The 17,158-nt window shown below is 68.0% G+C and carries 16 protein-coding genes; 4 read left to right on the forward strand and 12 right to left on the reverse strand.

The window, feature by feature from the left end:
• Nucleotides 1-20 precede the first annotated feature (20 nt).
• The 5 genes from B4920_RS22015 to B4920_RS22035 all read right to left on the reverse strand — a co-directional run bounded on the left by B4920_RS22015 (nucleotide 21) and on the right by B4920_RS22035 (nucleotide 7,055).
• Nucleotides 21-3,032: a response regulator gene (locus B4920_RS22015; RefSeq protein ID WP_079436828.1), complete on the reverse strand. Its 3,012-nt coding sequence runs from the start codon at nucleotides 3,030-3,032 to the stop codon at nucleotides 21-23.
• The gene (locus tag B4920_RS22020) at nucleotides 3,029-5,227 is read right to left on the reverse strand and encodes a DctP family TRAP transporter solute-binding subunit (RefSeq protein WP_079436829.1); all 2,199 of its coding nucleotides are present in this window, start codon (nucleotides 5,225-5,227) and stop codon (nucleotides 3,029-3,031) included. Before B4920_RS22020 ends, B4920_RS22015 begins: the two co-directional genes overlap by 4 nt.
• 162 nt (nucleotides 5,228-5,389) lie before the next feature.
• Nucleotides 5,390-5,593, reverse strand: coding sequence for a SlyX family protein (locus tag B4920_RS22025; protein WP_079436830.1), 204 nt, complete (start codon nucleotides 5,591-5,593; stop codon nucleotides 5,390-5,392).
• A gap of 47 nt (nucleotides 5,594-5,640) precedes the next feature.
• Nucleotides 5,641-5,865, reverse strand: coding sequence for a hypothetical protein (locus tag B4920_RS22030; RefSeq protein ID WP_079436831.1), 225 nt, complete (start codon nucleotides 5,863-5,865; stop codon nucleotides 5,641-5,643).
• Between the two features lie 14 nt (nucleotides 5,866-5,879).
• Nucleotides 5,880-7,055: a methyltransferase gene (locus B4920_RS22035; RefSeq protein ID WP_079436832.1), complete on the reverse strand. Its 1,176-nt coding sequence runs from the start codon at nucleotides 7,053-7,055 to the stop codon at nucleotides 5,880-5,882.
• A 47-nt stretch (nucleotides 7,056-7,102) separates the two neighbouring features.
• Between B4920_RS22035 and B4920_RS22040 the strand changes: the two genes are divergently transcribed.
• The 4 genes from B4920_RS22040 (at nucleotide 7,103) to B4920_RS22055 (ending at nucleotide 11,015) form a co-directional block, all read left to right on the forward strand.
• A complete protein-coding gene (locus B4920_RS22040; RefSeq protein ID WP_079436833.1) occupies nucleotides 7,103-7,657 on the forward strand; it encodes a DUF924 family protein in 555 nt (184 codons plus the stop codon).
• A gap of 52 nt (nucleotides 7,658-7,709) precedes the next feature.
• Nucleotides 7,710-8,129, forward strand: coding sequence for a hypothetical protein (locus tag B4920_RS22045; protein ID WP_079436834.1), 420 nt, complete (start codon nucleotides 7,710-7,712; stop codon nucleotides 8,127-8,129).
• Between the two features lie 124 nt (nucleotides 8,130-8,253).
• Nucleotides 8,254-10,191, forward strand: coding sequence for a U32 family peptidase (locus B4920_RS22050; RefSeq protein WP_079436835.1), 1,938 nt, complete (start codon nucleotides 8,254-8,256; stop codon nucleotides 10,189-10,191).
• Between the two features lie 140 nt (nucleotides 10,192-10,331).
• A complete protein-coding gene (locus B4920_RS22055) occupies nucleotides 10,332-11,015 on the forward strand; it encodes a hypothetical protein (protein ID WP_079436836.1) in 684 nt (227 codons plus the stop codon).
• Between the two features lie 34 nt (nucleotides 11,016-11,049).
• On the opposite strand, the gene B4920_RS22060 is transcribed toward B4920_RS22055, so the two are convergent.
• From B4920_RS22060 to mdcA, 7 genes are read right to left on the reverse strand one after another with little or no spacing between them, the layout of a single operon-like run.
• A complete protein-coding gene (locus B4920_RS22060; RefSeq protein ID WP_079436837.1) occupies nucleotides 11,050-11,994 on the reverse strand; it encodes an acyltransferase domain-containing protein in 945 nt (314 codons plus the stop codon).
• An 8-nt stretch (nucleotides 11,995-12,002) separates the two neighbouring features.
• On the reverse strand, nucleotides 12,003-12,881 hold the full coding sequence (gene mdcB, locus B4920_RS22065; protein WP_079436838.1) for a triphosphoribosyl-dephospho-CoA synthase MdcB: 879 nt from the start codon (nucleotides 12,879-12,881) through the stop codon (nucleotides 12,003-12,005).
• Nucleotides 12,874-13,542, reverse strand: a complete 669-nt coding sequence (mdcG, locus tag B4920_RS22070; RefSeq protein WP_079436839.1) for a malonate decarboxylase holo-[acyl-carrier-protein] synthase — start codon at nucleotides 13,540-13,542, stop codon at nucleotides 12,874-12,876. The genes mdcB and mdcG overlap by 8 nt, the downstream gene beginning before the upstream one ends.
• A gap of 11 nt (nucleotides 13,543-13,553) precedes the next feature.
• Entirely contained in the window at nucleotides 13,554-14,264 is a 711-nt protein-coding gene (gene mdcE / locus B4920_RS22075; RefSeq protein WP_079436840.1) for a biotin-independent malonate decarboxylase subunit gamma, read from the reverse strand.
• Nucleotides 14,261-15,175: a biotin-independent malonate decarboxylase subunit beta gene (locus B4920_RS22080; protein ID WP_079436841.1), complete on the reverse strand. Its 915-nt coding sequence runs from the start codon at nucleotides 15,173-15,175 to the stop codon at nucleotides 14,261-14,263. Before B4920_RS22080 ends, mdcE begins: the two co-directional genes overlap by 4 nt.
• Nucleotides 15,172-15,486, reverse strand: coding sequence for a malonate decarboxylase acyl carrier protein (gene mdcC / locus B4920_RS22085; protein WP_079436842.1), 315 nt, complete (start codon nucleotides 15,484-15,486; stop codon nucleotides 15,172-15,174). The genes B4920_RS22080 and mdcC overlap by 4 nt, the downstream gene beginning before the upstream one ends.
• Before the next feature lie 5 nt (nucleotides 15,487-15,491).
• Nucleotides 15,492-17,147, reverse strand: coding sequence for a malonate decarboxylase subunit alpha (gene mdcA / locus B4920_RS22090; RefSeq protein WP_079436843.1), 1,656 nt, complete (start codon nucleotides 17,145-17,147; stop codon nucleotides 15,492-15,494).
• Nucleotides 17,148-17,158 lie beyond the last annotated feature (11 nt).

The raw sequence follows: 17,158 nt of genomic DNA on the forward strand, positions 1-17,158 counted from the left end.
GCCCGATTCGGGGCACAGGCTCACAGCAGCTTGCGCAGTTGCTCCAGCAGTTGCGGCAGTTCACTCTCCAGCGCCACCAGGGCCGCCCGTGCCGCAGCCACAGCGCCCTCGGCAGCACTCTTCAGGGGAGCCTCGACGGCCGCCGCAGTCTGCTGGATGCGCACGAGACCGAGGCTGGCCGCACTGCCCTTCAGGGAGTGGGCGGCCCGCTGCGCGGCGTCCAGGTCCTCCGCATCCAGTGCGGCCCGGATACGTGCGACCTCGCCCTCGTGGGTGTCGACAAACATGGCCAGCAGACGCCGGTAGGTGGCGAACTTGCCACGGACCAGACTGAGCCCGAATGCCAGGTCCACGCCATCGATGCCGGCCAGCCGGTCCCGCAGCGCCTGTTCCTGCCCGGCCGCCAGCACGTCGTCGTGCTCGCCCTGGCGCCCCCCGCCCGCCGGAGCACGGGGCGGCATCCAGTGGATCAACGCGGCGAACAGGCTGTCCGGATCGACCGGCTTGGCCACGTGGTCATTCATGCCGGCCTCCAGACAGGCACGCCGGTCCTCGTCGAAGGCATTGGCGGTCATCGCCAGGATCGGCAGGGACTTGCACTGGGGCAGCTGGCGCAGCGCCCGGGTGGCCTCCAGACCATCCATGTTGGGCATCTGCACGTCCATCAGGACCAGGTCGTAAGCGGTGTGGGCGACCTTCTGCAAAGCCTCCATGCCGTCATTGGCCACATCCACGCGCAAGCCGGTTTCTTCCAGCAGCGCAAGGGCCACCTCCTGGTTCACCGGGTTGTCCTCGGCCAGCAGGATGTAGCGGCCGCGCAACGGCGACAGGTCTACCGCAACAGGCCCGGCCGCGCGCGCCGGCGCCACGCCGGAAAAGACCTCGGCGATGGCATCGTGGAGCATCGAGGGGGTGACCGGTTTGCTCAACTGGGACTGGATACCCATCGTGTGCAGCTGCTCGGTGGTCCACTCGCTGCTGTAGGCGGTCGCCAGAATGATCCTGGCCTCGGAGCCGAGGGCCAGAATCCTCCGGCTGGTCTCGATGCCATCCATGCCGGGCATCGCCCAATCCATCAGGATCAGGTTGAACGGGCTGCCGCCCAGCAGTGCCTCGCGAGCCAGGGCCACCGCGTGCTCGCCGGAGTCCGCCGTCGCCACCCGCACGGAAAACGCATTGAGCATGTCTTCCATCGCTGTACGCGCATCGGCGTTGTCGTCCACCACCAGCACACGCAAGGTTTCATCGAGCTTCACGCCAATACGGGGAGCCGGCGTGCTTGCCGTGCGCTGCAGGGGCAATTCAAACCAGAAGGTGCTGCCCTTGCCCAGTTCGCTGTCCACTCCGACCCGACCGCCCATCAGTTCGATCAGGCGCTTGCTGATCACCAGTCCGAGGCCGGTGCCACCGAACTTGCGGGTGGTCGAGGCGTCGGCCTGCACGAAGGCCTGGAACAGGCGGTTGCGCTGCTCCTCGCTGAGGCCGATGCCGGTGTCGCTGACTTCAAAGCGCACCGTCACCGTATCGGGAGCTTCGGCCAGCAGGCGTGCCCGGAAGATCACACAGCCGGCATCCGTGAACTTGACCGCGTTGCTGGCAAAATTGACCAGAATCTGGCCCAGGTGCATCTGATCGCCGTGCAGGACCGCCGGAATGGCCGGATCGATACGGTTGATCACTTCCAGGCCCTTCTCCGCGGCCCGGTCGCAGATCAGGTCGTTGAGATTGCGGAAGACCCGGTCGAGTTCGAAATCGGCATATTCGATGGTCAGCTTGCCGGCTTCGATCTTCGAGAAATCCAGAATGTCGTTGATAACCCCCAGCAGGTGACGCGCCGCCTGGGAGATCTTGTCGAGCTGCTCGATCTGGCGTGCGTCCACTGCCGAGCGGCGGATCAAGTGGGTCAGGCCGACAATGGCGTTCATCGGCGTGCGGATCTCGTGGCTCATGTTGGCGAGGAAGCTGCTCTTGAAGCGGCTGGCGTCCTCGGCGGCCTCCTTGGCCACGGCCAGTTCCTGGGTACGCTGGACGACCAGATCTTCCAGATGCAGCTGGATGTCGCGCAGCGCATGGGTGCGCTTGTCGAACATCTCGGCCAGTTCCTCAAGCTCATCGTGGGTACCGATCGGTGCACAATGCCGCTCCGGGCTGCCGTCGGCGGCCGCCACCCGCTCCCGCAGCAGCACAATGGGGCGCGATATCGAGAAACCGATCCAGTAGGCGATGGCAATCGCCACCAGGGTCAGGACCAGCCCCAGCAGCGCCACGTCGCCGATCGCGCTGACCGCTGGCGCCAGATAATGCTGGCGCGGCGCCGATACCTCGAGCTGCAGGCCCAGGCCATTGAGAAAGCTCTGGTTGCGGTCGCTGACCGCCTGGCGGGCGATCAACACATCGCTGGCATCGGCAGGGTGCTGCTCGAACAGGGTTTGTCCGTCGAGGACCAGACGGTGTCCCAACAGGGGGTCGGTGGGCAGCACACGACGAGCCACCGCCCCCAGGTCGTAGACCACTACCAGCACGCCCTGGGTGGTGCTGTAGTAGGTTGCCGGGACGAAAACAACCCAGTGGCCGCGGCTGCGGTCGATCAGATAGCTGACCACCCCATTGGCCAGCGTGCTGCGCAGTTCGGCGGAATCACTGTAGGTTGGCAGCGTTTCCAGCGTCGAATACACCGGCTTGCCGTCATAGCCGAGCAGCGCCACGGCATACACGTCGCGCCCCTCGCGAAAGTTCTTGATCAGCTCCGGCAGGTAAGTCTCGCGCCCCTGGGCATCGTTGAGGCCATTGACCACCAGAGGGTTCCTGACCAGCACGTTGGCGCTTTCGAGCAGATACTCGATGCGCTGCTGCAACAGACGGGCATCCTGGCCGGCCCGCTCCTCCAGCTCGTGGGTCAGGTTGGCGATGATCGCCGAATGCAGCCGGAAACCCACCGTGGTCGCCACGGTGACCATCGACAGCGCGACGAACAGCCCGAAAACCCAGGTGATCCGCCGCCTCACGCTGCGGGTGATGAGCGCCAGTTTCATTCTGCAGACACTATACGGCCCCGGGCGTCGAAGCGCGCCAGGCGCAGCTGTCCGCGCTCGAGTGCGTCGTGACGCTCTGCGGTGAATGGGGGGTTGTAGTCGCGCAGCACGCCGGGATAGGCATGCAGCGATTCCAGCGCGCTGCGTACCGCCGCATGGTCATCCCCCCTCGCCTGGCGGGCAGCCCGGGCCAGCATGTGGGTAAGCTCATAAGCATGCACGCTGGCAATCAGCGACGGCACCATCTCGTCGCGCCCCAGGGCGTAGCGCTCCCGGTAGTGCTGGAGGAATTTGCGGAAACGGGGATGCGCTACCGCATCGTCGAGCAGGATGGACTGCACGAAACGCAGGTCCACACGTCTCAACGCACCCTGGGTGGTCTGCCAGAAATCGCCGCTGGTCAAGCCCACATGGGCGAACACCGGCAGCGTCTTTTCCTGGCGGGCCATCGCCTGCACGATCTTCTGGCTCTCGACGGCATTTGCCACCAGCACCACCGCGCCGGCCCCGCTGGCCATGATCGCCCTGACCCGCGCTTCGGTGCCGGCATCGCCCACGTTGAACCATTCGATCTCGACGCGCCCTGCCGGCAGCTTGTCTATCATCGGCTTGAGCGCCTCGTCGTTGCTGCGCCCCCACGCCGAACGTTCGAGCAATACGACCACCCGCCCACCCGTCCGCAGCGCGCGCTCCAGCAGGAACGGTGCCGCCAGGGTGTCGCTGATCGACACCCGGAAGGTGTAATTGGGTCGATAGCCGTGTTCGACCAGGCCACGCCCGGTGCCCCACGGGATGAGGAAGGGGATCTTCAGGCGGTGAATATCCTCCAGCTCATCCATGATCACCGCCGTCTGCACACCACCGACCACGCCCAACAGGGAAGGCAGCGCGGCAAAACGCTCGAGATTTTGGCGCCCGGACTGGGCATTGGTGGCATGGTCACGACCGATCACCTGCAGCGGCACACCCTGGACGCCACCGCTGGCATTGATCTCCTCGACCGCCAGTTGCACGCCGCGGTAAATGGCTCCGCCCCCCTGGGCACTGCGCATGGAAAAATCCGCATCGATGCCAACCACCCACGGCGACGCCGCACGGCGCGGCACGGTGCCTCCCGGGGCCTGTTCCTGTTTGAGGTAACGCAGCTCGTCGGTCTTGACCAGCAGGTCGTAGCCGACCTCGAAGCCGAACTTGTCGGCGATCGGAGCCAGCGCCTTGCGGAAGGCCTCGCGTTCCTCCGGCGTCAGGGTATGGATCTCGACCCCGGCAGCACGAATGGTCTCGACGAACTGGGCCTCGCGGCGGGACGTTTCCTGACGTTCCCACACCGTGAGTTCCTGCGCGTTGCGCCGGATGATCTCCCGCAGTTCCGGCGACAGGGACTCGAACACCGATTTGCTGACCGAGAACACGTAGGCCAGATAGGCGTGATTGCTGAGGGTCAGGTGCTTCTGGACCTCGTGGAAACGCATCCCGACGATGGCCACCAGCGGGTTCTCCTCGCCGTCCACCGCCCCATCGGCCAGCGCCTTGTAGGTCGCGTGAAAGTCGATCGGAATGGCCTGAGCCCCCAGCACCTCGAACTGCTCCGCAATGATCCGGCTCTTCATCGTGCGGATGCGCAGCCTGGCGAAATCCTGCGGGCGACGGATCGGCGTATTGGCGGTAAATTGCTTGAAGCCGTTTTCCCAGAAGGCCAGGCCCACCAGGTCGATGGCGTTGAGCTTGGACAGCAGGATGCGGCCCGGCTCACCGTCGAGCATCGCGTACAGCTCCTCGCGGCTCGCGAAATAGAACGGCAGGTCGGCGTATTGCATCGCCGGGATCGCCGAACTGAGCTTGGCAGTGGGCGTCAGCACCAAGTCGAGCTTGCCGCTTCGCGCCATCTCGAGCATCTGATCGTCGCTGCCCAGTTGCTGGTCGGGAAACACCGTGACCTTCAGCTTGCCCTTGCTCTGCTCGCCAACCTGCTCGGCAAAGCGCAAGGCCGCCGCATGCAGGGCGCTGCCGGCGGCAATGTTCAGGCCGAGGCGCAGCTCACGCACATCGCTTGCCGTGCTCCTGGCAGCCTTGCCCGCCATACCACCGGACACATCCGGACGCTCCCCGCGTTGAACGGACCACCACAGCACCAGCAACACACCGACCACCACGAAAGCCACCAGCGAAAGCGCACGAATCGGGTGTTTGCTCATCAGTTTTTCTGTCTAGGCTGGATAGCTAATCATATACCGATCGAAACCCCCTTGTTGCAGCATGGTTTTACCCCGGCGGACGAATGCCGCACGCGTCGTCAATTCCCGGGCCGCCAATGCGGCGTACGGGATGGGCTTGCGAAGCGTCGGCGCCGCGCAAGCTCAATAATGCGGCGGAATCTCGTCACGCAGATCGCGGGCCTCCGCCGCCGGCGTGGCGGACTGCATCTGCTGGTAGAGCAGGCGGATCTGACGCTGTAGCGCGTCGATCTGCTCCTGCTGGCGGTGGACAGTCAGGTTGAGGCTGTCCACAAGGTCTTCGGTGAGGGCGAGCTTGATCTCGATTTCGGTGAGTCGGGATTCCATGGCGTCCCCTTGGCGGGCTGTTGTCGGAGGCGGATTGTCCCCGAAGATCACGGCAAGCGTCGAGATACCTTGCGGTGCGGGTCCGTCCACAGATCCTTTGCCTGCTCACACAGCTTCGACTCCTCGTTCGGCCTCCGCCTGGAAAGCACGATCATGTTCCCGAAGGCCGACAGATCGCAATCGAAGGGCATGCTGTCGTCGCCTGCCGTCTGGACCTTGGCCTGGTGCTTGAGCGCCAGCAGGTCGATGATCGTTTCATCGGTGACACACATCCGCCCCCGTCCCCTCACCCCTCCCAAGCCAGCACCATCAGATTCCGCGGCGTCAGGCTGCGCTCGCAGAAAGTGCCGACCTCGACCCGGAAACCGGCCTCCTCGAAGCCGCGCACCAAGTCCATCACCAGCCACATCTCCAGCGGGCGGCGAAAGGCGTGGCGGACCAGTTCCAGGCGCTGGACTTCGCCCCGGCGCCGTTCGCCGACCGCCAGCCAGTGCGCCCAGTCCACCTCCGCCGGCAGGCGTACGCCCTGGCGCTGCGCGACCGCCTCGCCGTAGCTCGGAAAGTCGCCGGACAACAGCTGCGACGGCATCGGCGGAAACGGTCGGATGGCCTCGCCTTCGAGCGCGTTGCGCAACGCGATGAAGCCCAGCTTCCAGGCCTGGTCGCGGGCCAGACGTTGGCGCAGGCGCTGGGGCGCCGTCACGGTTTCGGTCACGGCCAGGCGCAGCGCCCGCCCGTCCAGTGGCAAGGATGCTTCGCGACTGACCGGCCGGTAACCGTCCTGGGCACCGCGGTAATAACAGCACGGGGCGATGCGGTAGCCACGGGCACCGTCCGCCGCGGCGCCGCGCACCAGGCTGCGATGCAATTCACCGCAGGCGTGCAGCGCGAGCACCTCGCGCCCCTGCACGTGGGCGCGGGACGCCGGCTCCAGCGCATCGGCGCACAGCACTGCCTGGTCCACGCCGACGCGGAACGCCAGCCGCCCGGCGTCCTCGCACAAGTCCGGGTCGATCTCCAGCGAACTCACCGGCTGGCCGTCGCTGAGGGCCAGCCGCCGGCCCAGGTGGCCCTTGCCGGCACACCATTCCAGCAGCGGCGCCGCCACCGCCGGCCCATGGCTGGCGAAGGCCTCGATTTGCGCCCGCTTGCGGCCAGGGATGAACCAGTCGAAGTGCGCCCCGCTCGGTGTCAGACTGCGCGTCGGCAGCGGCGCCACATCGCTCAGCCGTCCGAGTTCATTCACAAACGGCAGATGGCCTGCCAGCCAGGTGCGACACGCCTCCGGCGACGCAACCAGGGCCTCGAGCTCAGCATCGACGAGCCCCTGCACCGCCTCGGCCAGGGCCGGCCAATGGTCGCACCAGGCGGGACGCTGAACATAGAATGGGGGCGGCTGCCAGAATGCCTGGTGGTCCTGCAGCAGCGACTGAAGCGCCAGGAAGCGCGCGCGATGATTCATGGTTCCATTTACAACCCAGCCCCGCAAAATCAGGAGGACACCACCGCATGGCCGCATCCCTGCCCGATTCCGAAGCCATACTCGATTTCTGGTTCAAAGAGAGCACGCCGAAGCAATGGTTTGCCCGCTCGGACGATTTCGACCGCCTCATCGCCACCCGCTTCAGCGCGATATACGCAGCCGCCGCCAGCGGTGAGCTACAGGCCTGGCGCGCTACAGCCGACGGCCGGCTGGCCGAGATCATCGTGCTCGACCAGTTTTCCCGCAACCTATTCCGCAACGCCCCACGCGCCTTCGCCTGCGACGGCATGGCACTGGTGCTGGCGCAGACCGCCGTCGAATGCGGCGCCGACCAGGACCTGCCGGTGACCCGCCGGGCCTTCCTGTACATGCCCTACATGCACAGCGAGTCGGCGCTGATCCACACCCACGCGGTCCGGCTGTTCAGCCAGCCGGGCCTGGAGGGCAACCTGGATTTCGAGCTGCGCCACAAGGCCATCATCGACCGCTTCGGGCGCTACCCGCACCGCAACGCGGCACTTGGGCGCCCATCCACGCCGGAAGAAATCGAGTTCCTGCAAACGCCTGGCTCATCATTCTGACGCAGTGCGCCATAACTCAATAAGGCTTTCCCCGTAACCGGAGTCCCCAACCGTGAAGCACCTTTTCCCCCTCCTGCTATGCCTCGCCTGTAGCGCCGCCCACGCCCACGCCCCCTTCGCCGGCGAAGATTTCAGCGGCACCTACGACTGCACCGGCGACGACAGCCACGAAGGCAAGTACACCGGCACCGTGACCTTGGAGCGGGTGCCCGCCCAGAGTACCGCCAAGCTCGGCGCCTACAGCTTCAAGCTGGAAGTGCCCGGCTACGGCGCCTACCCGGGTCACGCCGCCGCCAACGGCCGGCAGATGGCCATCCACTTCGCGCTGACCGACGCCAGCACCAAGGACTACGGCACCGGCATCGCCACCTTCAGCAAGACCAAGGCCGGTAAGTGGCGCTTCAGCAAGTACTACTACGAGCCCGAATTCAAGGGCGGTAACTTCGGCACCGAAACCTGCGTGCGCCGCTGAGCAAACGCACATTCAGGCCCGGTGCGGCTTTCCGGGCTATGGTCGACGCACCCCGCGGGACCGGGGATAATGGCGGGTTGCAAGCTGCCGGACGAGCAGCGCACTCACCCCCGAGAGCACCACCATGACCCATTCCCGCAAGCAGCTCGAACTCCTCGCCCCCGCCAAGAACGCGGACATCGGCATCGAGGCCATCAACCACGGTGCCGACGCCGTGTATATCGGCGGCCCGGCCTTCGGCGCCCGTGCCAACGCCGAGAACACCATCGCGGACATCGAGCGCCTGACCCGCCACGCCCACCGCTTCGGCGCGCGCATCTTCGTCGCCTGCAACACCATCCTCCACGACGAGGAAGTGGCCAGCGCCGAACGCCTGATCCGCCAGCTCTACGAAGCCGGAGCCGACGCGCTGATCGTGCAGGATATGGGTCTGCTGGAACTCGACCTGCCGCCGATCCAGCTGCACGCCAGCACCCAGACCGATATCCGCCACGCCGACAAGGCGCGCTTCCTGCAAGACGTGGGTTTCTCGCAGATCGTGCTGGCGCGGGAGATGACGCTCACCGAGATCCGCAAGGTCGCCGCCGCCACCGACTGCGCGCTGGAATTCTTCGTGCACGGCGCGCTGTGCGTGGCCTTCTCCGGCCAGTGCTACATCAGCCACGCCCACACCGGCCGCAGCGCCAACCGCGGCGAGTGCTCCCAGGCCTGCCGCCTGCCCTACGATCTCGCCGACAAGGACGGCAACCTCGTCGCCAGCAACCAGCACCTGCTGTCCATGAAGGACAACAACCAGAGCGCCAACCTGCGCGCGCTGGCCGACGCGGGGATTTCCAGCTTCAAGATCGAAGGCCGCTACAAGGACATGGCCTACGTGAAGAACATCACCGCCCACTACCGTCTGTTGCTCGACGAGATCATGGAGGACACGCCGGAATATTCCCGCAGCTCCGCCGGGCGCAGCACCTTCCTGTTCCAGCCGCTGGCCGACAAGACCTTCAACCGCGGCGCCACCGACTACTTCGTCAATGGCCGCACCGCCGACATCGGCGCCTTCGACTCGCCCAAGTTCGTCGGCGAACCGGTCGGCAGCGTGATCCGCCTGGACGGCAAGCAGCGCCGCTGGTTCGACACCACCAGCGCCGTCGAGCTGCACAACGGCGACGGCCTCAGCTTCTACGACCGCAAGGGCGAACTGGTCGGCCTGCGGGTGAACCGCGCCGAGCGCGTCGGCGACGATTTCCGCGTGCACACCGCCGACGCCGTGCCGGCCGAGCTCTTCCCCGGCAGCGGCGTGTTCCGCAACCGCGACCACGAGTTCGAGAAGATGCTCGAGAAGAAGTCCGCCGAGCGCCGCATCGCGGTGGACCTGCAGCTCACCGAAACGCCGGACGGCTTCGCGCTGACCCTCACCGACGAGACCGGTGTGTCCGCCAGCGCCGAACTGCCCCACGCCAAGGAGCCCGCCAAGGACGCCGAGCGCGCCCTCGCCGGCCTGCGTGACAACCTCGGCAAGCTCGGCGCGACGATCTTCAGCGCCCGCGCCATCGAGCTGCAGCTCGACCAGGCCTGGTTCCTGCCCGCCGGCGCCATCAACGCGCTGCGCCGCGAGGCTGTCGAAAAGCTGGAAGCCGCGCGCCTCGCAGCACTGGCGCCGCTGCCGCGCCGGGCGGCGGTCGAGCCGCCGGTGCCGTATCCGCAGACCGAGCTCAGCTACCTGGCCAACGTGCTCAACCAGAAGGCGCGGGACTTCTACCAGCGCCACGGCGTGCAACTGATCGAGGCCGCCTACGAGGCCAATGAACACCTCGATGACGCCTCGCTGATGATCACCAAGCACTGCCTGCGCTACAGCTTCAACCTGTGCCCGAAGGAAGTGAAGGGCATCCGCCCGGACCCGATGACGCTGATCAACGGCAAGGAAAAGCTGACCCTCAAATTCGACTGCAAGCGCTGCGAGATGCACGTGGTCGGCAAGATCCGCCAGTCCGTGCTCGACATGCCCGCCGTGCCGGTGGTCTTCCACGCCAAGGTGCCGGAAGGCTTCCACGCGCCCCACTGAGTCCTGTCACCCTTACCTTCGTGAGATCCGGGACTCCGAGAACATCCATGGGAAACCGTAGGGGCGAATTCATTCGCCCTATCTCTCCAGATCAAACTCTGCGGGCGAATGAATTCGCCCCTACGAAATAACGCCATCCCATGAAGATCGCCCTTGCCGTCGTCCTGTTGATCCTGGCCCTGATCGTCGGCCCCGCCGCGTGGCAGTACGCCCACTTCGACCCGAAGGCCGTGCCCACCTCCGGCCTGCCGTGGCAGATCGACGTGCTGCCGGGGGGCGAAGCGCGGGTCTTCGGGCTGACCCTCGGACGCAGCACACTGGCCGACGCCCGCACCCGCTTCGGCGAGGAGCTGCAACTGGCGGTGATCGCCGAACCCAACGAAACCGGCAACGTGGAAGGCTATTACGAGAGCATCACCACCGGCTTCGTGGCCGGCAAGCTGATCGTTACCGCCGACTTCGACAAGGCCACCATCGAAGGCATGCGCGAGCGCTCGCCGAAGACCGAGTACATGCAGAGCACTACCCGCAAGGCCACGCTGGCCGACGCCGACCGGGCCGCCGCCCTCGCCGCGCCGATCCGCGGCCTAGCCTTCATCCCCAGCGTCAATCTGGACGATGCGGTGATTCAGGAACGCTTCGGCGCGCCGGCCGAGCGCATCCGCGTCAACGACCACCTGGAACACCTGCTCTACCCGGAAAAGGGCCTGGACCTGGTGCTCGACAGCAAGGGCAAGGAACTCCTGCAATACGTCGCGCCGGCCCGCTTCGAGGCCCTGCGCGCCCCGCTCAAGGCCCAGGCGGCCGCACCGGCCAAACCCTGAACCCAGCTCGCTGAACCCGGCTCACTGCGCGGAATCAGCCCCGCGCATTCACCCAGTCGATGATGCCGGCGGCGCTGCGGAAATCATCCGACGCGCGTACCGGCACACCACTGTCCCGCTCGCCCCACATGCGCGCCAACGCGTTGCCGGGGCCGATCTCCAGTACCACGTCCGGCTGCATCTCCAACACCGCGCCGAGGCAGGCGTCCCAGTCCAACGGCGTGCTGATCTGGCGCGCCAGCGCGTCCATGCCGTCGGCCGCCGTGCGGGCCGCCCGTCCGTCGATGGCGCTGAAGACCGGGAAGGCCAGCCGGCCGCTGCGGTGCGGCGCCAGCAAAGGCGCAAAACCGGCACTGGCCGGCGCCAGCAAAGGCGCAAAACCGGCACTGGCCGCCGCCAGCAAAGGCGTATGGGACGGCGTGCCGACGCCGAGGCGTACCACCCGGCTGGCTCCCGCCGCCTGGGCCAGTTGTTCGGCTTCGGCAAGCCCGGCGGCGTGCCCGCCGAGCACGAAATGGTCAGGCCCGTTGCGGATCGCTACCATCAGACCGCAGCGCGCCGCCAGCTCCGCCACCGCCTCGGCGCGCAGGCCGAGCACCGCCAGCAAGCCAGCCGAGCCGGCCACGCAGGCATCCATCAGCGCCGCCCGCTGCGCGCACAGCGCCACGCCGGCCTCCAGCGGAAAAGCGCCGGCGGCGCAGCAGGCCGCCATTTCGCCGAGGGAATAGCCCGCCACGGCCACCGGCCGCGGCAGCGCAGGCTGCAACTGGCGCCACAGGTGCATCTGGCAGGCGAAGATCAGCGGCTGGGCGACCCGGTTGGCCTGCAGCTCGGCAACGGAAGGCGCCGCCGAACTCCACGTTTCAGGAATCGCCGCGGCCAGCGCCGCCCCCAGTTCAGGCGCAGCACCTTGCCGCAAGGCGTCGAAATGAGCGGGCTGCTGGTTGCCCTGCCCGCTGAACAGAATCGCCAGGCGCATGGTTGGCCTCAGAGTGCGTCGAGGAACAGCGTGACCCCGAGCAGATCGGCGCTGCCGCCGGGGCTCAGGTTACGCGCGACGAATTCGCGATGGATGTGCTGCGCCCTCGCCTCCCAACCGTCCGCCGCCACGCCGCCGGCAGCCAGGAAATCCAGCGCACGCCACTGGGCGAAGGCCAGCCCTTCGGGCCCGCCGCGCCACAGCAGGTTGGTATCTTCCAGGCGGGCGATCAGCGCAAACAGGCACTGCAACGCCGCCCGCTGCGGATCGCCGGTCAGGCGCAGGGCGTCCCGGTACGCCGGCAAACCCACCTCCAGCGCCGCCGGAAATCCGTCCGCCGCCTCCCGCCGGGCGCCGCCGCTGCCGTAGCGCCGCGCCACCTCGGCACCGTGGCTGTGGGACGCGGGGCTGGCCGAACCGAGGATCGCCGCGCCCCAGCGCCGCGTCACCTCGACGCATACATCGGCCGCGGCAAAATCGCGCCCCTCCGCGTGCAGCGCGCCTGCAGCCGCGCACAGCAAGCCGATGTTGAAGATCGCCCCGCGGTGCGTGTTGATGCCGCCGGTCGCCTGCAGCATCTTCGCCTCGGCCGCCACGCCCAATTGCCGCAGCGGCTCGAAGGACGGGCCGGCGGCGCCGACACGGGCGATCTCGGGAAAGTAATCGCGCAGGGACTGCAGGCTGCGCACGAAAGTGCGGAAGTCCATGTCCGTGTGGCTGCCGGAATCGGCCGGGCTGACCAGACCGGGCTTCGGCGACAGCGCCACCTCCCGGTACAGGGCGCGGATGGCCAGGCTACCGATGCGGGCCGCGAAACCCTCAACAGAGGCAGTAGGCAAGACGGCCGGGCGGAGATCCTCCCGGCGCAGGGCAAGGGCGTCAGACATTCAGCGCCTCCTCCTCGAACTGTTCCAGCACCACCGACAGCGGCAGCAGGCCGACATCGACGCCGCCCTTCACGAGCACCTTCGCGCCTGGCTTGCTCCAGGCGGCAGCCAGCTCCCGCCAGGCCACCGCGCAGCCGTCCGGGAAGCGGATCTCCCCGTCGAGCCCGCAGGGCAGCGCCGCCGCGCCATCGGCGAGCAGACGCAGGCAGGCTTCGGCCTGGACGACAGAGGCCACGTCGCAGATCAGGTCCACGTCGGACTCCGGATGACGGTAGGCCTCTCCGCTCAAGGCCTCCCAGGCCAGCGAGCCATAGACACCGACACTGACGCCGGCCGCCGCCAGCCGCTCCGACAGCGCGGCCAGCGGCGCGGCCACGTCGTCGGCCAGGCGATGCAGGCACTCGGCGATGCTCAGAGGACGGCGGACCTGCAGCAGATCCGCCTTCTCCACCAGACAGCCGACGCGCCAGCGCCCTTCGGCAGCCGGCAGAGTCAGCCCCAGCAAGGCTTCGCTGCCGCCGGCCAGCTGGCGTGCCACCACCAGCGGACGGTCGGCGGCGATCCACGCGGCAACCCGCGCCGACAAGGCTTCGTCGAGCACCCCGCACAGGAAGCGCACTGGCGCCCCGGCGCGCACTGTGGCCAGATCGTGGCGACGCATGGCGTCGCGCCTCAGGCCGACACCACGGCGGCCGCCGTGGCTGCGGCGAGATGGCGCCCGCCCCGCTCCGCACCACGGGCCATCCGCTCGTCGGCGGCTGGCCCGGCGGCCTGCTGGCCGGCCAGCGCCGCCTCCAGCAGCGCGGCACGCGGCGCGTCCCAGATCGCCTCGATGGCGCCCATGCGCAGGTAGTTCTCGGCGCCGGGCGCGAAGGTCGGCGATTCGGCAGCCAGCTCCTGCAGGCGCTCGTACGGGATCTTGGTGACCCGCGCCATCGCCTTCAAGTCCATCACGCGCACCTGGGCGTCGGCCAGCGCATAGGTCTTGTCCGCCATCAGACCGAAGGACAGGAAGCCGCCGCTGACTGCCTCGCCGGTCACCAGCGCGAGGCTCGTGTGCCCCTGGCGGCGGGCCAGGTCCACGCAGCGGGCCAGGTGGGCCAGGCTGCCGTTGAGGCACAGCAGCTCCTCGGCGCGGGACAGGGCCTGACCCTTGGTATCGACGAGGAAGACGATGGGCCGGCCGGGATGCTCATCGACCACATCGAGCACCCGCCCAGCCAGGCCGAGGGCGATGTCATGGCCGATGGCGGCGGCGTCGGTGGTGCCGAGCACCGTCACCGTGCCGAGGGCGGTCTGGGCGCAGCCGGCGACGAGCTGGCCGTGGACGCTCACGTCGTGCCCGGCCGGGAAGAGGCCGTCGAGAATGTGCTGGAGGTTCATGCCGGCAATCCTTTCTTCAGGGCGACCAGGCTGTCCCGGTCCATCAGCGGAATCTGTCTGGGTTCGGCAACGCCGAGGGCCTGCCACACGTCGAGGCCGTCGCGCAGGCCGGCGAAGCGCTGGCGGCGCTCCGTCAGGCGCGCCTGCTCGGCACGCAACGTGCTGCTCGCCGGCATCGGCTTCTGCCAGCCGGACAGCAGCGCGATGGCGCCGTCACGGAAGCTGGCCGCATCGTCCTCCACCAGTTCGGCGCAGTCGCCGGTCAGGTAGCGGTGCTTGCCGCCGGTGACGCGCCACACCAGCGCGCGGTCCTTGGAGTCGAACTCCTCGACGCCGGCGACGGTCTCGATGACCTCCGGGCCGGACAGGGCCAGCCGCCCCTCCTCGGACATCACGATCGCCGAGCACAGGCGCGACACGATGCCCATGCCGCCGAAGGCGCCGCAGCTGCCGCCGACCAGCGCGATAACCGGCACGCCGGCTGCCCGCGTGTCGAGCACCGCCCGCATGACCTCGGAGATGGCGATCAGCCCGGCGTTGGCTTCGTGCAGGCGCACGCCGCCGGAGTCAGCCATGAAGATCACCGCCGCCGGCTTGTCCTGCACCGCGCGGCGCAGCAGGCCGACGATCTTGGCGCCGTGGATCTCACCCACCGCGCCGCCCATGAACTGCCCTTCCTGGGCGATCACCAGCACCGGCCGTCCGCCGAGGCTCGCCGCCCCGACGATCACGCCATCGTCGAAGGCGCCGGGGATGTCCAGCACCGCCAGGTGCGGGCTCGGCTCGGAGGCCTCCGGCGGCAAAAATTCGCGGAAGCTGCCGGCATCCAGCACCGCCGCCACGCGGGCGCGGGCGCTGGCCTCGAAGTAACTGCGGCGCAGCACCAGCTTGTTGGCCACGGGCGCGTTCATTGGACACCTCCGGTGTATTCGCCGAGGGCCTGGCCCAGGCGCAGGCTGACGACCGCCGGGGTCGCGCCCATGTCGTTGATGGCGATGCGGGTGCCGCCGGCCGCGTGGCGGGCAGCGAATTCGGCGATGACGGCCTCCCAGATGCGGCCGAAGCCGCGGGCCGAGGTCTTCACCGACACGACGCAGGCGTCGGCCTCGTCGCCCGGACGGATCAGGATCTCCAGGTTGCCGGAGCCGACCACGCCGCACAGGGCCGCGCCGGCGGCCGGCGTAGCGGGCTGGGCGGGGAAACGGAATTCGAGTTTTTCCATGGTGCTCACCAGTTGCGGAAACGGGCCGGCGGGGCGTAGAGGCCGCCCGACCAGCGCACGAGGTCTTTGATGGAACGGGCCGCGAGCAGGTCGCGGTTGGCCCGGCGAGGGTCGATGCCCAGGTCTTCGGCGCGGCGGATCACGCCGCGCTGGCGCAGTTGTTCGACCATCTGGCGATCGCGGGCCATGCCCACCGGCGTGAAGCCGGCGACGCCGCGGATGGCCTGTTCGCGCTCTTCCGGCGTGCGGCACAGCAGCAGGTTGGCGATGCCCTCCTCGGTCACGATGTGGGTCACGTCGTCGCCGTAGATCATGATCGGCGGCAACTCCATGCCCATGCTCTCCTGCAGCTTCCAGGCGTCCAGCTCTTCGACGAAGACCGGCGCCATGTGCTCGCGGAAGGTCTCGACCATCTGCACCACCAGCTTGCGGCCGCGGATCGCGTTCGGCCCGCCAGCTTCGCGGCCGGCCTTCAGCCAGGCCGGCGAGGCGTGACGGCGGCCGTGGGGATCGGAGCCCATGTTGGGCGCGCCGCCGAAGCCGGTGATGCGCCCCAGCGTGGCGGTCGAGCTGTTGCCGGCCAGGTCCATCTGCAACGTCGAGCCGATGAACATGTCGCAGGCGTACAGGCCGGCTGTCTGGCTGAAGGCCCGGTTGGAGCGCATGCTGCCGTCGGCGCCGGTGAAGAACACATCGGAGCGGGCCGGGATGTAGTTCTCCATGCCCACTTCAGAGCCGAAGCTGTGGATGGACTCGACGCAGCCGGACTCGATGGCCGGGATCAGCGTCGGGTGCGGGTTGAGCGCCCAGTGGGTGCAGATCTTGCCCTTCAGGCCCAGCTCGGTGGCGTAGGTCGGCAGCAGCAGCTCGATGGCCGCGGTGTCGAAGCCGATGCCGTGGTTGAGGCGCTTGACGCCGTACTCGGCGTAGATGCCCTTCAAGGCCATCATCGCCATCAGCACCTGCACGTCGGTGATCTGCGCCGGGTCGCGGGTGAACAGCGGCTCGATGTAGTTGGGCCGCGGCGCGACGACGTAGAAATCCACCCAGTCGGCGGGGATGTCCACCCGCGGCAGCGTGTCCACCAGCTCGTTCACCTGGGCGATCACGATGCCACCCTTGAAGGCTGTCGCCTCGACGATGGCCGGCGTGTCCTCGGTGTTGGGGCCGGTGTACAGATTGCCGGCGGCGTCCGCGGCGTGGGCGGCGATCAGGCACACGTTCGGGGTCAGGTCCACGAAGTAGCGGCCGAACAGTTCCAGGTAGGTGTGGATCGCGCCGATCTCGATCTGGCGGTCCTGCACCAGACGGGCCAGACGCCCGCCCTGGGGGCCGGAGAAGGAGAAGTCGAGCTTGCTGGCGATGCCGCGCTCGAACAAATCCACATGGCTGGGCAGGGCCAGCACCGACTGCACCATGTGCAGGTCGTGCAGGCGTTCGGGGCTGCAGTCGGCCAGGGTTTCGGAAAGAAAGTCGGCCTGCTTCTGGTTGTTGCCTTCGAGGCAGACCCGGTCGCCCGGTTCGATCACCGCTTCGAGCAGCTCGCCGACGCGGGGCGCCTCGACGCGGCGCGCCAGCCCGAGGGCGGCGGCCCGTTCCAGGCGCTGCTGGCGGCCACGGCGACGGGTGTCCCAGGCTCCGGCAGGATGGGGAGCGTTCATGGAATCTCCTG

It is taken from the genome of Zoogloea sp. LCSB751 (assembly GCF_002028455.1).
Lineage (GTDB): Bacteria > Pseudomonadota > Gammaproteobacteria > Burkholderiales > Rhodocyclaceae > Zoogloea.